General features: G+C 54.7%; 14 protein-coding genes and 1 tRNA gene. 7 read left to right on the plus strand and 8 right to left on the minus strand.

Going from position 1 to position 15,498, the window contains the following annotated elements:
• Positions 1 to 204 precede the first annotated feature (204 nt).
• Both groES and groL read left to right on the plus strand, forming a co-directional pair.
• Positions 205 to 495, plus strand: a complete 291-nt coding sequence (gene groES, locus MTX78_RS12380; protein WP_206983612.1) for a co-chaperone GroES — start codon at positions 205 to 207, stop codon at positions 493 to 495.
• A gap of 43 nt (positions 496 to 538) precedes the next feature.
• Positions 539 to 2,179, plus strand: coding sequence for a chaperonin GroEL (groL, locus tag MTX78_RS12385; protein ID WP_243794445.1), 1,641 nt, complete (start codon positions 539 to 541; stop codon positions 2,177 to 2,179).
• A gap of 168 nt (positions 2,180 to 2,347) precedes the next feature.
• Here groL and MTX78_RS12390 read toward each other — a convergent pair whose 3' ends face one another.
• Positions 2,348 to 3,772: a peptide MFS transporter gene (locus tag MTX78_RS12390; protein WP_243794446.1), complete on the minus strand. Its 1,425-nt coding sequence runs from the start codon at positions 3,770 to 3,772 to the stop codon at positions 2,348 to 2,350.
• 226 nt (positions 3,773 to 3,998) lie between these two features.
• On the opposite strand from MTX78_RS12390, the gene pckA reads away from it, so the two are divergent.
• The 3 genes from pckA to MTX78_RS12405 all read left to right on the plus strand — a co-directional run bounded on the left by pckA (position 3,999) and on the right by MTX78_RS12405 (position 7,555).
• Complete coding sequence (gene pckA / locus MTX78_RS12395; RefSeq protein WP_243794448.1) at positions 3,999 to 5,621, plus strand: phosphoenolpyruvate carboxykinase (ATP); 1,623 nt, start codon at positions 3,999 to 4,001, stop codon at positions 5,619 to 5,621.
• A gap of 330 nt (positions 5,622 to 5,951) precedes the next feature.
• The gene (locus MTX78_RS12400) at positions 5,952 to 6,737 is read left to right on the plus strand and encodes a S1/P1 nuclease (RefSeq protein WP_243794450.1); all 786 of its coding nucleotides are present in this window, start codon (positions 5,952 to 5,954) and stop codon (positions 6,735 to 6,737) included.
• A 116-nt stretch (positions 6,738 to 6,853) separates the two neighbouring features.
• Complete coding sequence (locus MTX78_RS12405; protein ID WP_243794458.1) at positions 6,854 to 7,555, plus strand: 16S rRNA (uracil(1498)-N(3))-methyltransferase; 702 nt, start codon at positions 6,854 to 6,856, stop codon at positions 7,553 to 7,555.
• Between the two features lie 22 nt (positions 7,556 to 7,577).
• On the opposite strand, the gene MTX78_RS12410 is transcribed toward MTX78_RS12405, so the two are convergent.
• A complete protein-coding gene (locus tag MTX78_RS12410; protein WP_243794460.1) occupies positions 7,578 to 9,011 on the minus strand; it encodes an RtcB family protein in 1,434 nt (477 codons plus the stop codon).
• 215 nt (positions 9,012 to 9,226) lie between these two features.
• Here MTX78_RS12410 and MTX78_RS12415 point away from each other — a divergent pair, with 215 nt between their 5' ends.
• Complete coding sequence (locus MTX78_RS12415; protein ID WP_243794463.1) at positions 9,227 to 9,889, plus strand: DUF4159 domain-containing protein; 663 nt, start codon at positions 9,227 to 9,229, stop codon at positions 9,887 to 9,889.
• A gap of 107 nt (positions 9,890 to 9,996) precedes the next feature.
• Here MTX78_RS12415 and MTX78_RS12420 read toward each other — a convergent pair whose 3' ends face one another.
• From MTX78_RS12420 to MTX78_RS12440, 5 genes are all read right to left on the minus strand, one after another.
• Entirely contained in the window at positions 9,997 to 10,548 is a 552-nt protein-coding gene (locus MTX78_RS12420) for a hypothetical protein (RefSeq protein ID WP_243794464.1), read from the minus strand.
• Positions 10,549 to 10,622: 74 nt separating this feature from the next.
• On the minus strand, positions 10,623 to 11,195 hold the full coding sequence (locus MTX78_RS12425; RefSeq protein ID WP_243794467.1) for a 1-acyl-sn-glycerol-3-phosphate acyltransferase: 573 nt from the start codon (positions 11,193 to 11,195) through the stop codon (positions 10,623 to 10,625).
• Positions 11,196 to 11,259: 64 nt separating this feature from the next.
• Complete coding sequence (locus MTX78_RS12430; protein ID WP_243794468.1) at positions 11,260 to 12,093, minus strand: patatin-like phospholipase family protein; 834 nt, start codon at positions 12,091 to 12,093, stop codon at positions 11,260 to 11,262.
• Positions 12,094 to 12,155: 62 nt separating this feature from the next.
• On the minus strand, positions 12,156 to 13,004 hold the full coding sequence (locus MTX78_RS12435; RefSeq protein WP_243794470.1) for an MBL fold metallo-hydrolase: 849 nt from the start codon (positions 13,002 to 13,004) through the stop codon (positions 12,156 to 12,158).
• A gap of 73 nt (positions 13,005 to 13,077) precedes the next feature.
• Positions 13,078 to 14,025 carry an acetyl-CoA carboxylase carboxyltransferase subunit alpha gene (locus tag MTX78_RS12440; protein WP_243794477.1) on the minus strand — a complete coding sequence of 316 codons (948 nt, stop codon included), beginning with the start codon at positions 14,023 to 14,025 and terminating at the stop codon, positions 13,078 to 13,080.
• A gap of 250 nt (positions 14,026 to 14,275) precedes the next feature.
• On the opposite strand from MTX78_RS12440, the gene MTX78_RS12445 reads away from it, so the two are divergent.
• A tRNA-Asp gene (locus MTX78_RS12445) sits at positions 14,276 to 14,349 on the plus strand.
• A 128-nt stretch (positions 14,350 to 14,477) separates the two neighbouring features.
• Here MTX78_RS12445 and MTX78_RS12450 read toward each other — a convergent pair.
• Positions 14,478 to 15,428, minus strand: coding sequence for an ADP-ribosylglycohydrolase family protein (locus MTX78_RS12450; RefSeq protein WP_243794480.1), 951 nt, complete (start codon positions 15,426 to 15,428; stop codon positions 14,478 to 14,480).
• Positions 15,429 to 15,498: the final 70 nt, after the last annotated feature.

Below are 15,498 nucleotides of genomic sequence, written 5' to 3' on the forward strand. Positions count from 1 at the left end.
TGCTGGCTGTGCTAGTATGCAAGCGAGCTTGTTACTATAACGAGGCGCAGCCGCCCTGTCAGGTCTGGCAGGCTTTGTACATAATCCTGACGCAATGCGCCTTTTTAGTGTTCATTCTGTCAGGTTTCGCCGGGCTGGCATAGGAAGTGAGGGGAGGCGGACACCACCTTGTTTCAAGTAAACCTTTCAACCAAAACGTACAATATGTCGCTTAGCATGAAACCGCTGGCTGACCGCGTAATTATCGCGCCTGCCGCCGCCGAGGAGAAAACCAAGTCGGGTATTATTATCCCCGATACGGCCAAGGAGAAGCCACAGCGCGGCGAAGTAGTAGCCGTAGGCGAAGGCAAAGTGGCCGATAGCGGCACCACCATCCAGCCTCAAGTAAAAGTTGGCGACCAAGTGCTCTACGGCAAGTATGCCGGCACCGAAATCACCATCGACGGCCAAGACTACCTCATTATGCGGGAGTCGGATATTTTCGCCGTAATCTAAGCCCCATTCCTTTCTCCCCTGATTTCAAACATCCGAACTTAAGATGGCTAAGAACATCCAATTCGATACCGACGGCCGTGACAAGCTGAAGCGTGGCGTAGACAAACTGGCTAACGCCGTGAAAGTAACCCTCGGCCCGAAAGGCCGCAACGTGGTTATCGACAAGAAATTCGGCGCCCCAACCATCACCAAAGACGGTGTGACGGTAGCCAAAGAAATTGAATTGAGCGACCCAATCGAGAACATGGGTGCCCAGTTGGTGAAGGAAGTAGCTTCCAAAACCGCTGATCAGGCAGGTGACGGTACTACTACCGCTACTGTTCTGGCGCAGGCTATCTATGCTGCTGGTTCCAAGAACGTAGCTGCTGGTGCCAACCCGATGGACCTGAAGCGCGGCATCGACAAAGCTGTACAAGCTGTAGTTGCCAACCTGAAGACCCAGTCGAAGAAAATTGAAAACTCTTCGGAAATCGCCCAAGTAGGTGCTATTTCGGCCAACAACGACATGGAAATCGGCCAGATGATTGCCGATGCCATGGACAAAGTAGGCAAGGAAGGCGTTATCACGGTAGAAGAAGCGCGTGGTACTGAAACCGAAGTGAAAACGGTGGAAGGCATGCAGTTCGACCGTGGCTACTTGTCTCCTTACTTCGTTACCAATCCAGAGAAGATGGAAGTCGAGCTCGACTCGCCTTACATCCTGATCTACGACAAGAAGGTGAGCACCATGAAGGAGTTGCTGCCTGTGTTGGAGCAAGTTGTTCAGACTGGCAAGCCCCTCGTTATTGTATCGGAAGACGTTGACGGCGAAGCACTTGCTACCTTGGTAGTAAACAAGCTCCGCGGCTCGTTGAAGATTGCTGCTGTAAAAGCCCCTGGCTTCGGCGACCGTCGGAAGGCGATGCTGGAAGACATTGCGGTCCTGACGGGCGGTACGGTTATTTCCGAAGAGCGTGGCTACAAGCTCGATAGCGCTACCCTCGACTACTTGGGTACGGCTGAGAAGATCATCATTGACAAAGACAACACCACGATTGTCAATGGCAAAGGTGACAAAGACGGCATCACCAGCCGTATCAACCAGATTAAAGCTCAAATCGAAACCACTACTTCGGACTACGACAAGGAGAAGTTGCAAGAGCGTCTCGCCAAGCTGTCGGGCGGTGTAGCTATCCTCTACATCGGTGCTTCTACCGAAGTGGAAATGAAAGAGAAGAAAGACCGTGTTGACGATGCCCTGCATGCTACTCGCGCCGCCGTTGAGGAAGGTGTAGTACCAGGTGGTGGTGTTGCATTGGTGCGCGCCCTCGACGCCCTCGAAGGTGTAAACACCCTCAACCTCGACGAGCGCACTGGTGTGAACATCATCCGCACGGCTCTCGAAGCACCGCTTCGCACTATCGTGGGCAACGCCGGTGGCGAAGGCTCAGTAGTAGTGCAGAAAGTGCGCGAAGGCAAAGGTGACTACGGTTACAACGCCCGCGAAGACAAGTACGAAAACCTGATGGCGGCCGGTATCCTCGACCCCACTAAGGTAACGCGCTTGGCCTTGGAGAATGCCGCTTCTATTGCTGGTTTGCTCCTAACCACTGAGTGTGTGATTTCCGATGAGCCAGAAGCCGAGAAAGAGCATAGCCATGGCGGTGCTCCAGGCGGCATGGGTGGCATGGGCGGCATGATGTAAGACATCACCGTCTGACTTAGCTCAGATACTAAAAAGCCCCACTGGAAAGATTCCAGTGGGGCTTTTTTATGCTTAGTGGCAACGTACTCAGCTTAAGTATTCAGAAAGAAACAGCTTACGATGTACTGTTTCGTCTGCACACGATGAGCAGGAATAACAGACAAGGACTTACCCCCGCCCGTGCATCATGTGGAAGAGCTTCTTAGCAATGGCAATAAGAATCAACCCGGCTAGAATAACGAAGCCGGCAATCAAGCCAAACACTTTCAAGGCGCCTAGCTCTTCAACGTAGGCAGCAATGTAGCCCCCGGCAATCTGCGCCACAAAGGGAGCAAGAAACCACACACCCATTAGCATGGAGGTAAGAGCCGCAGGTGACAGGCGCGACACCATGGAAAGGCCCACTGGAGACAAGCACAACTCCCCTACTGTGTGGAAGAAATACGTTGCGAGTAGCCACCAGATACTGGCTTTGATGGTCTGGTCGGCAATATCACCGCCCCGTTGCATCACTGCACCTACCATAAATAGGAAGCCTACTCCTAGCAGCACCATTCCCAGGCCCATTTTCACAGGAATGCTCAAGTCTCGGCCACGACGGCCCAGATATACCCAAAGCGCCGCGACTGGCGCGCCTAGCAATACAATGAATCCTGCGTTGACCGACTGAAACCACGAAGTTGGAATCAAGAAGCCCCCTACCTCACGGTCGATAAATTTGTCTGTGTACAAGGTCAGAGAAGAACCCGCTTGCTCGAAACCGGCCCAGAAGAACACCACAAACAGCGTAATAATGAAGATTACAGCCATACGGTCCGTCTCCTCCTTTGTGAGTGGGGCCTTGGTTATAGTTTTGTCTTCGTTGCGACCTTCTGGATACATACCCGTGTCTCCCAAAAAGCGCGTTCCCAACAAGTTAAATGCTAACTGGCCGAGCAACATGCCGATACCAGCAGCAAGAAAGCCGTAGCGGAAGCCATAGCTTGCCACCTGCTCTATGCCATTTACCACGGTTTTGGTGGCAAACAAGTCCTCCGCAAAGTAGCCGCATACCAGAGGCGCTAGAAAGGCCCCCGTGTTGATGCCCATGTAGAAGATTGTGAAGGCTGCGTCGCGGCGAGGGTCGCCTTGTTCGTACAGCTTGCCTACAATCGTTGAGATATTAGGCTTAAAAAAGCCATTCCCCAGAATTAGCAGCAACAAGCCTAGCAATGTTGGCCAAGGCAACCCAAAAAAGACGCCTTGAGTTGACAGGCTCGGCTGCATAAACAAAAAGAACTGCCCAACGGCCATCGTCAGACCACCTATAAGGATAGCTCTGCGTTGGCCGATGTACTTGTCGGCAAGCCAACCACCAATAATGGGCGTCAGGTATACGAAGCCAGTAAAGTAGCCATAAATCAGAGAAGCACTAGCGGCATTAATGCCCAGGCCACCTTCTAAAGCAGTTTTTGACAGGTAAAGCATGAGAAGGCCCCGCATACCGTAGTAGCTGAACCGCTCCCACATTTCCGTGAAGAAAAGCAGATAAAGTCCAGGGGGGTGGCCCTGCTGCGTGTTAGGTTGCTCCCGCACAGCGGAGGTAGTTTGCATGAAGAAGAATGAGGTGAGTGAGGGAAAAGGCTGCTGGCTGCAACCAGACGGTAGTTGGTAAAGCTACAAAACTTTGTTTACGAACACGCGTTAGTTTAGCAAGGTAAAACCAGCGAAAATTCGCTAGTAATTTCTCCGGAAACGTTTGCGGCTCGTGTTTTTCCTATATTTTTGTTGTCAGATTCCCCATCTACCTCTAAAACCCCCCACCCTGTTCCCGCCCAGTATGACGAATTCCGCCGCCACTGTCCTCACTCGCCTACGACCCTTGGGTTTCACGGAAGTCACTCAAATACACCTCAACCTTACGCCCGATGAACTGGTGCAACAAGCACTACATCGGCAGGAAGGTGTCCTGACTGATACTGGAGCTTTAATGGCCGACACCGGCACGTTTACGGGCCGTTCGCCCAAAGACCGGTTTATTGTTCGAGATGCCAACACGGCCGACAGTGTGTGGTGGGGCGACATCAACATCCCCTTCGACGCTGAGAAATTCGATCAGCTGCACCAAAAGATGGTGGCGTACCTGGCCGACAAGGAGCTTTACGTTCGTGAAGCCTATGCTGGCGCCAACCCCGATTACCAGCTCAAGTTGCGCGTGGTGAACGAGCTAGCTTGGCACAACTTATTCTGCTACAACATGTTCTTGCGCCCTGAGCCCGGCGCAGACACCAGTTGGACGCCGGATTTCTCTATTATCTGTGCTCCTGGTTTTGAGGCCGATCCGGCGGTAGATGGCACGCGGCAGAAAAACTTTGCCATCATCAACTTCTCGAAGAAGATGATTTTGCTGGGTGGCACGGGCTACGCCGGTGAAATGAAGAAGGGCATTTTCGGAGTACTCAATTATCTCCTTCCGCACCAGATGCACACGCTACCCATGCACTGCTCGGCCAATGTGGGTAGAGACGGCGACACCGCTATTTTCTTCGGCCTCTCCGGCACCGGAAAAACCACGCTTTCCGCCGACCCTAACCGGGGCCTTGTAGGCGACGATGAGCACGGCTGGACACCAGATGCCGGCATATTCAACTTTGAGGGTGGCTGCTACGCCAAGGTTATCGACCTGAGCGCGGAGAAAGAGCCGGAAATATGGAATGCCATTCGCGCTGGTGCTATTGTAGAAAACACTCGCTTCATTCCTGGCACCACTACCGTCGACTACGCCAACAAATCGGTGACGGAAAACACTCGTACGGCTTACCCTATTCATTTCATCCCGAATGCCATTGAGCCCTCGGTAGCCGATGCCCCCAAGAATATTTTCTTCTTGACAGCCGATGCCTTCGGGGTGCTCCCTCCTATCAGCCGCCTAGACAAGAGCCACGCCATGTATCATTTCATGTCGGGCTACACGGCCAAAGTAGCGGGCACCGAAATGGGCATTACGGAGCCGCAAACCACATTCTCGGCGTGTTTTGGGGCCGTGTTCCTGCCTCTGCACCCAACCAAATACGCCGAAATGCTCGGCAAGAAAATGGATGAGAACCCGGATGTGAATGTGTGGCTGATAAACACCGGCTGGACAGGTGGTTCCTACGGCGTGGGTTCTCGCATGAAACTAAGCTACACGCGGGCCATGATTACGGCAGCGCTCGACGGGGAATTAACTAACGTGGAATTCAGCACCCACCCTATTTTCGGTGTGTCGGTACCTGCTTATGTGCCCAACGTTCCCGACCATATTCTCGATCCACGTGACACGTGGGCTGACAAAGAGGGCTATGATAGAACCGCCGCTGACTTAGCTACCAAGTTTGTTGAGAATTTCAAGAAGTACGCAGATTTCGCAAACGCTGAAATATTGGCGGGTGCTCCCAAGGCAGAACTGGTTGCTAGCGTATAAAGTAGATAGCCGCTCATAGTGAAAGCCCCGTTGGTATTAAGCCCGCGGGGCTTTTTCGTTGTAGTAGCTGTTGTCTAGTTTATGGCCCACTGCAATAAACCATTGACGCAAGGCAGGATATACTGTGGCATCAGTTTGAATTTCTTTTCCGCTGTCATTTGGCATTTGCTCGCATCCAAAGCAAATGTGAACTGTAGTCTGCACTAGTCATAGGAACATACCTATTGCTTGCCGTTGAGGGTAGATGAGCAAGAGTAAGACAACCCGCCCAAAGTTGGGTTTTATGGGCTAATTTTGCGGCTTCAATGTACCCTTTACTCTTCTGTATTCATGCGCAAGCGCTTCCTGCCAGTTGTACTGCTGTTGCTCACTCCTCTCCACTTATGGGCCTGGGGAGTAGACGGGCACCGCGCCATTGGCAAAATTGCCGAGAATCACCTGTCCCGTCGTACTAAAAAGGAAATTCAGAAGCTGTTGGGCACTGAAACCCTGCCACTGGTTAGCACGTGGCCCGACGAAATTCGCTACTACCCGGAATTCAAAGAAACGGCTCCTTGGCACTACGTGAACACGGCATCTGGCCTGAACCACGACCAATACGTGCAGCAACTCAAAGCCCAAACAGAGCCTAACGCTTACAGTGCGCTGATAACGCAGCTGGGAATTTTGAAGGACTCCAAGAAGACGCAGCCGGAACGTTTGGCAGCTCTCAAGTTTGTGGTTCATATCGTGGGCGATGTGCATCAGCCCCTGCACGCGGGCCATGCCGAGGACAAAGGCGGCAATGATATCAAGCTGAAGTACCGCGGCAAGGACACCAACCTGCACAGCCTCTGGGATAGTGGCCTACTTGACTATCAAGGGCTTACCTACACCGAAATAGCGGGCCAGTACGAGCACCACCTGCGCGGCCAGCAAGTGAAGGCTTGGCAGAAAGACGCGCCAGAGCAGTGGCTGTGGGAGTCATATCAGGCCAGCGAGAAGATATATGGAGATGCCCCCGCCAACGGTGACGTCGACTACAAGTACTATCCTGCTCACGCCGAGCTGATGAAACTGCGCATCGAGCAGGCCGGCGTACGCTTAGCAGCTATTCTAAACGAAACCCTCAAGTAAGTGGTAGCGCCGTAAGCAAGCCAGCAGCCTAGCTGCTCTTTCTGGCTACGCAAGCCCTGCTGGCTCTGGCTGGCAGGGTTTTCTGTTTCAACTGCGCATCCCTCTATCTTTGCCTTATGCCGCACACTTTCTATGCTCCCGACCTAGCGGGCACCACCTACACGCTACCTGAAGACGAAAGCAAACACGCAGTGCGGGTGCTGCGCCTAACCACAGGCGAGACTGTAGAGTTGGTAAATGGCCGCGGCGGCGTCTTTCGGGCCGAAGTGGAGGCCGCCGATGCGAAGCGCTGCCGGTTGCGCGTGGTTGAGGGACAACAGGTGCCGCGCCGTTCCTACTTTGTGCACGTAGCCGTGGCCCCCACCAAAAACCTCGACCGGATGGAGTGGCTGGTGGAAAAGGCTACTGAGATAGGGGTCGACAGGTTATCGTTTCTGCGCTGTGCCCGTTCCGAGCGGCGTGAGCTCAAGCTGGACCGCCTGCACAAAATTGCGGTTAGCGCCCTCAAGCAATCAGGTCAGGCGTGGCTGCCAGAAATGGATGAGCTGGCGGACTTCGCGGCGTTTTTACCCACTGTGGCCGGCGACACTACGTTTATTGCGCATTTAGAAGAGGGAGAGCGGACGCCACTGGCTCGCGTAGCTGCCGCTGCCAGTGGCTGCTGCGTTCTTATTGGCCCGGAGGGCGACTTTACCCCACAAGAAATTGAAGCCGCCTTTGCCCGTGGTATTCGCCCGGTTACGCTCGGAGCCTCACGGTTGCGCACTGAAACCGCCGCGCTGGCCGCCGTCCACACCGTGCATGTCGTGCGAGAATAAGTAACTGCACTTGCCGATGCCGTTATTCCGCCTGCAGCGCCGAGCCATCGGCCTGGGAATCGGCGGCCGCTAAACGAGCAGCTTCCTTGGCTAGCTTCTTTTTACGCCAGGGCGCATCTTGCTCCCAATCGCCGGCCATGATGCAGCCGTAGGGCTGAATCTCGTCGATGGTGGTAGCCAAGTTGAAATCCGTAATCTGCTGCTTGACGTCGCTAGCATCCTTGTAGGCGCTAGGCAACTCGGAAATATCAATTTGATTGAAGTAAAACCGAGCGTCAATACCCTGGGTTTCCTCGGCAAAGAGGTCTTCTTTGGTTTGGCCAAGCTTGCTGTATTTGTGGCGGGTGCGGCTCAGGTTTCGGCCGGCCCCGTGGGGCGCGAAGCCTAGGTTGGTGCCGGTGGTGGTGCCTTCCACAATCAGAATAGGTTGGGCCATATTCAGCGGAATGATGCGTGGCCCCGTGATGTCGGGCATAAACTTCGGGTCGAGCGGCGTGGCTCCCTTGGCGTGGTAGTACAAGTCACCGTCGCGAAACACGAAATTATGCTCGTTCCAGTAGCGCTGCTGCACTGCAGCCCCAAGTTCTCTACTAATGGCCTCGTGCAGACATAGGTGATTTTGTTTGGTCCATTTCCGAACAGTTTGCAGCGCCGCCCAGTACTGCGCGCCTTCTTCTGACTCGCTGGGAATCCAAGCGTTGTGCGGGTTGGTTTCCGGCGAAAGCACCTGGCGGAATCGTTCGGCTACTTTCATGCCTTGCGTGTAGAGCGCGGCGCCTACGCCTCGGGAGCCGTGATGAGTCACCAATACTGTGTCGCCGGTAGCACGCGAAATCCCAACGTAAAGAAAGTGGTTGCCATCACCTTGCGTGCCTAGATGCTCGCGGGCGAAGTTGAGGCTGCGCAACGAGTTGAGGAATGGATTGGTGTGAAACTCTGCCTCTATTTCTGCGGGCAACCCAAACTGCCGCTCGGGCGAGCGGCCACCAGGACCGAAATGCGTGATTTGCTGCGCAGTGTCGAGCACGCTTTTAGGGTTCACCTTGCCCAGATTGGTTAGCATCACGGAGCAGCATATATCGGCGCTGTGCATGCCGGGGTGAATGGCATTACGGGTAACCACAATGCCGCCGACCGGAATAGTGCCCAAAGGTCCAGCTGGGCAGGCGTCAGGCATGATGGCGCCGGCCACCACCGTTGGCGTACGCATCAGTTGCTGCATCGACTGCCTCACGTAGTCGATGTTGGCTTGCTCCACCGCCGTGTCGGCCCGAATATTCTCATGAAAAGGCACTGGCTCGTTCAGCAAGGGCAGTTCTGGCGCAGGCCTCATGGTATCGAGGTAGGCCAACAGGGCGTCGCCTTCCAGATGGTGGGCATTGATATGCTCAAGAACTTCCTTGAACCGCTTACCGGGCTTCAACCCCAGCGCTATTAGATCTTTGCCGGTTACCATAAAGGATGGATAGGGTATCGTGACGGAGTAAGTGGTTTATCGATCAGCAAGAAATGAGGGGAACCGCAGCAACCCACCAGATGCCTACGCGCCTTGGAGCACACATCAGGCTCGACAATAATAGACAAACAACTTGAACCGATACTACAAGCCTGAACTTTCTCGGTTATCTATTACTTTGTTTGCTAATACGCCTGTTCTGGGTTGAATATCTTATGCTGAAAAACCTGCTGACTTTTCTGCTTCTGTTTTGTCTTACGGCTGCCGCGCCGCTAGCTCCTAGCTTCCGCATAGCCAAGCTGCACTACGGCGGCGGCGGCGACTGGTACGCCAACAAAACCTCGTTGCCCAACCTGATTCGCTACTGCAACCAGACGTTGCACACCAACATCGCGCCCGACGAGGCTACCGTGGAGCTGGATTCACCGGAGTTGCTGACATACCCGTTCGTGCACATGACGGGCCACGGCAACGTGGCTTTCACCGAAGGCGAGGCAAAAAACCTGCGGCGCTACCTTATTGGCGGGGGCTTTCTGCACATCGACGACAATTACGGCCTCGATAAATTCATCCGGCCTGAAATGAAGAAGGTGTTTCCCGAGCTAGACTTTGTGGAGCTTCCTTTCTCCCACCCGATCTATCATCAGAAGTTCCAGTTCCCGAAGGGATTACCTAAAGTGCATGAGCACGACGCCAAGCGCCCGCAAGGTTTCGGGTTGCTCTACAAAGGACGATTGGTGTGCTTCTACAGCTATGAGTGCGACTTAGGCAACGGCTGGGAAGACCTCGGCACCTATCCCGAAGACACACCCGCTACCCACGATGCCGCTTTGCGTATGGGGGCCAACCTCGTTACGTATGCCTTAACGCAAGACTAACACACCAATCGGTGCTGTTGCTTAGGCCTTCAACAAACTGCGCCCAACGTTAGGTCAAGTTGACCTGACGTTGGGCGCAGTTTGCGTCTGAACAGTTCTGACAACGCTTAAAACCTGCGCTGCAAAATCTCACCCAGCACAAAAGCGGCTCGTAAATCGGCCGGATTCCGTAGCCGGTCGGCTAAACTGCTGGATGGCTGCTCTTTGCGGCGAGTTTGTGTGCGACTCCAATAATCCTCCTGGCCGTGCTGCGTATTGGCGCGGGGCAAAGCGGCGGCTCGCCTGGCTTCATGCAGCGGAACTTCCAACGAGCGGGCTTCTCTGGACTTCTCCAAGGACTTTGGTATCACTGTGGTTTGCTCTAGGCTCCGAGGAACCGGCACTTTTTCCTGGGGGAGCGGTCGGCCGGCTGGGGTGGTTTGCTTATTGGCAGGAACGGCCGGCGCGGACGCCGTGGCTGGATTACCAGCGGTGTTTTGGGCCTGCATCTGCTTGAGCATTTCCTGAAAAGAAGCGGTAGGCAGCGGGGGCACTTTGCCCGTAGACTTCGGCCGTTCGCGTTGCTCACGGGCCATAGCCTCACGGGCTTTTTGGATCATGCGCCACACAAATACGCCAACGCCCAGCAGAATCCAGAGTAGTGTTTGCAGCTTTTCCATACCAAAACGCTAAGGTTAACGAGTGCACGCTTGAGTACCTAAACAGGTTGCCTTCCAGTTGGGCCTGCTTCCACTTAACGAACGCCTTTCTCTGGAAAGCGGCCCGACTTAGTACGATAAAAAGCTTTGATTTTTTCTAGATCAGCTTCGTAGTCGCCGGTGGGGTAAATAGCCGGACCAACCCCCGCTTCCTTTTTCTTGTAATCGAGAAAGCCCAACAGAATAGGCACCCCGGCGCCCAACGCAGCAAAATAGAACCCTTTGCGCCAACGAGGCTGGTAGGCCCGGGTTCCTTCCGGAGTGATAAGGATTACCAGTTCGTCGCGCTCATCGAACAGCTGAACCATGCCGTCTACTAGGCTGTTGTTTTTGCTCCGGTCCACGGCCAGCCCGCCTAAGGAGCGCACCAGGCCACCGAGAAGCGGAATTGTAGTCCACTCTTTTTTGATGGTCAGCCGCACGTCCACGTCCATGAGGAAAAAGGCCGCACGGGCCATAATAAAGTCCCAGTTGCTGGTGTGAGGAGCGGCAATCATCATGCTCTTCTTGATGGTGGGCGGCACTACGCCGTTGAGCTTCCAGCCAGCTACCCAGAAAATTGCTTTAGCGATGTAGTACCAGAACGTAGAGGTTTTGCGCGCAGCCATGCAGAAAATAAGGGCCTGTGTGGGTTCAGGCCGGAAGTAAAGCTAGAAGTAAATGCTTGAATTGCTAAAGCGAGTCACCCGGCTCGCTGGTAGAGCTTCCCTGAAGCAGCGCCGTTAGGGCTGTGGCCTGCGCCATGGTATGCTGATAGCCGATATCGAACAACTCCTGCCCCAACCGGTAGTCGAGTGTACGATACAGGCGCAGTTCTGGTGGTTCCAGCAGCAAATCGCACTGCTGCTTGTTGAGCGTGGTGTTGGCGTTAATGGCCAGGTTGAGAGTGCGCTCCACCAGCGTCCGGAACGTGGTAACGCGCGCCGCCCGGTTGGTGGGGTTGCAATTGACGCCTATCACGCGCAGGCCTTTGCCTAGCAGAGGCTCCACGGGCAAGTTGTTGAGCAATCCGCCGTCTACCAGTTGCCGACCTTCAAACTCAACTGGCCGGTACAGAATAGGCACGGCAGAAGAAGCCAGCAGCGGCGGAATCAGCAGGCCCGCTGAGAAATAAACGGAAACACCCTCGGTCAGGTCAGTGGCTACCAGCGTCAGAGGGCGGTGCAGATCGGCAAAGGTGCACTCCGCGCCCAAGTGCTGCGCCAATAACACCTGCACGGCGTCGAGGCGAAGTAAGCCGTAGCGGCTGAGCGAGAGGCGGGTGAGGCGGGTGAAATTGACGCTGGTGAACAGCCGCAGAATCTCGCGAGGCGCAAAGCCAGCCGCATAAAACGCAGCCGCAATAGCTCCCGACGATACCCCCGATAACTGGGCCAAGGGTAGTTCCAACTTGTCTAGCGCAGCCAGCACACCCAAATGCGCTATCCCCCGCGCCCCTCCGCCCGACAAAGCCAGCCCCAAGGAGTGGGTAGTTGCTGATTGCTCCTGTTTAGTTGGGTCGAACACTAGAACTAAAGCACTTCAGAACCGTGAAAAAATCGTTACAGAAACCGAAAACGCGCTACAGCTTACAGGTCCGATAAGCGCAGCGTCTCGGCCACCCGAATTCCTTTGTCGGTGTGTTGCACAGTGCAGCATTCCACGCTCGGGTCGTGTTCGAGCACCAGCACCCAGTTTTCGTCGGCGGCCCGGCGCAGCACTTGCTCTTTCTCTGTCATCGTCACCAAGGGGCGCATATCGTAGGCCATTACGTAGGGTAAGGGCACGTGGCCAGTACTCGGCAGCAAATCAGCCATGAATACTACTGTGCGCTCTTTATAGCGGATCATGGGCAGCATCATCTTCTCAGTGTGGCCATCGGCGAAGATGATTTCCTGGAAGGCAGGCAATTCGTCCGGCACGCCTGCTGTCGGATTCACAAACTTCAGATGGCCACTCTCCTGAATGGGCAAGATATTCTCCTTCAGAAAGCTCGCTTTTTCACGCGGATTAGGCGTTACGGCGCAATCCCAGTGCGCCTGGTTGCTCCAATACGTGGCATTCGGGAAGGCAAGTTGCAACTTGTCGTCGGGGGTCCGTACCACAGAACCACCACAATGGTCGAAGTGCAGGTGGGTCAGAAATACGTCGGTGATGTCAGAGGCCGTAAAGCCGCGCTGACGCAAGGATTTCTCCAACGTATCGTCGCCGTGCAAGTAAAAGTGCCCCCGAAACTTCTGGTCCTGCTTGTCGCCAATACCATTATCGACGAGGACCAGCCGATTGCCGTCTTCTACGAGCAGGCAGCGCATGGCCCACGTGCACATGTTGTTGTCGTCGGCGGGATTGAGCTTCTGCCACATGCTCTTAGGAACCACGCCAAACATAGCGCCGCCGTCTAGCTTAAACAGTCCTGTATCGAGCGTGTGAAGATGCATCGGTTGCTGATTGAGTGATTAAGTACGCCATGAACTGAGGCTGGAGGACAGGTAAGGATGCCAGGCAACCATTCTACTCCAGTACCACGCCCATGGCCGAGAACTTGTCGATCCGCTGGCTGATACGTTCCTCGTGGGGCAGCGCTTCCAGTTCGTCGAGGGTTTTAAGAATGGTTTTCTTGAGGGCCTGAATCATTTTGGCGGGGTCGGTGTGCGCACCACCTAGCGGCTCCTTCACAATGCCATCCACCAGTTTGGCGCCCAGCATGTCGGTAGCGGTAAGTTTGAGGGCCTCAGCTGCCTGCTCTTTGTAATCCCAGGAGCGCCACAGAATGCTGGAACACGACTCCGGCGAAATCACGGAATACCAAGTGTTTTCCAACATCAGCACCCGGTCACCGATGGCAATGCCCAGGGCTCCTCCGGAAGCTCCTTCGCCGATGATGACGCAGATGACCGGCACTTTTAGCAGAAACATCTCCTTGAGATTACGCGCAATGGCTTCGCCTTGCCCTCTCTCCTCGGCCTCCAGCCCCGGAAATGCCCCCGGTGTATCTATGAGCGTGACGATGGGCTTACCGAACTTTTCAGCCAGCTTCATCAGGCGCAGCGCCTTGCGGTAGCCCTCCGGGTTGGGCATACCGAAGTTGCGAAACTGCCGCTGCTTGGTGTTACGGCCTTTCTGCTGACCGATAAACATCACGGAGCGGCCATTTATTTCACCGAAACCACCTACCATGGCCTTGTCATCGGCCACAGTCCGGTCGCCGTGCAATTCCACGAACTTGTCGCTCATTCCCTCGATGTAATCGAGGGTGTAGGGCCGCTCCGGGTGGCGCGAAAGTTGCACCCGCTGCCACCGGGTAAGGTTGGCGTATGTTTCCTTCTTAAGTGCTCTAATTTTGGCCTCAAGGGCCGTTACGGCGTCCGAAACGTCTACTTGGCTATCGAGAGCCAGTTGTTGCATTTCGCGGAGCTTGCCTTCGAGGGCAGCGATGGGTTGTTCGAAATCAAGGAGCATTGGCCGGGAAGGAATGCGTCGGGTTGGTGGTGAGAACAGGAAGGAGGCAAAGGTAAGCGAAGCACCTCACTCGTCACACGCTTGATTGAGGGAGCTACCGAAGAAAGTTTTCTTCCTGATAAACAGGCATAAGAGTGCACAGCAGCCTCTAACTACCGATTTTATTGCCGTTGGGTTGGGAATTGTCGCCGCGCGCTCTACCTTTGCAGCACCTTACCGAAAAGCAACTGGCTTTTTAGGCAAGCGAACTGGTTCGGTAGTTCAGTCGGTTAGAATGCCGCCCTGTCACGGCGGAGGTCGCGGGTTCGAGTCCCGTCCGGACCGCAGCAATGCGAAATAAAAAGCCCCGATGAGTAATGTACTCGTCGGGGCTTTTGCTTTTAATAACCTTCTGGCAGCTTTTGTTTCTTTAGAAGCCTCAGACAACATGCAGCCGGCCCTACCCTTTGCTCTTAACGGCTTGGTTGATTAGCTACGCGAGCGGCAAGGTCTTCGATTTCGGAGCGGCGGACCAGCACGGCTAGCCACTCGGCTGGAATAGCCGCCTCTCCGTAGCAAATTCCAGCCAAACCGCCGGCTACGGCACCAGTCGTGTCGGTATCGTCGCCGAGGTTGACGGCGGCCAGCACGGTTTCGGCGAAGGTATCATGGCGGAGCAGACACCAGAATGCCGCCTCTAGGGTATGCATGACGTATCCGCCGCTACGAATCACTTGCACTGGAAAATCAGCCAGCCGGCCGGTAAGCAGATACTCGAACTGCTTGATTTCAGCAGGTGGTAGGCTTAATTCTTGAAGTTGCGCCGGAACCGTTTGGCAGAGTTGGCTGTAAGCGGCAGTTGGTGTCAGGCCCGCGAGCAGGTAACGTGCCATTTCCATGTACAGAAAACAAGCAATGGCCGAGCGCACATGTCCATGCGTGATGGCCGATACGTCAGAAATCAGGGCGAAACGCTCAGTTAACGGGGCATCTGTTTGGTAGAAAGCCAGCGGCAAAATACGCATCAGAGCCCCATTGCCGTTGCTGTATTCGTCGGTACCCCCAGCTAGTAGTAGGTCATTGTCAGCCTTTAGGCGATTAATGGCCTCACGGGTGGTGATACCGATATCGAAAACACTGCCATGGGGTGTCCAAAAGTTGTGGTAGTACCACCTGCAGCAGTTCTCGGCCACCTTACCGACTGTGAAACCATCGGCTATTGCCTCAGCCAGGCAGAACGTAAGGGAAGCATCATCGGACCAAGTGCCGACGGGTTGGTTATGGGTACCGTAAGCGCGCATATGCACCACCGGGTCGAGGCGGCGGGCCGCGCGGCTTTGAAATTCCACTGGCACGCCCAACGCGTCGCCGACGGCAAGCCCAAGCAATCCAGCACGAAGTTGTAATTCTGAAGCAGCAGACATTTTACTTGCCATAGGTTATATACACACCAGGCTGAATTACAACCTATTTTCTGTTAAGAAGCACCTGATT

The sequence above is a fragment of the Hymenobacter tibetensis genome (genome assembly GCF_022827545.1).
Taxonomy (GTDB): Bacteria; Bacteroidota; Bacteroidia; order Cytophagales; family Hymenobacteraceae; genus Hymenobacter; species Hymenobacter tibetensis.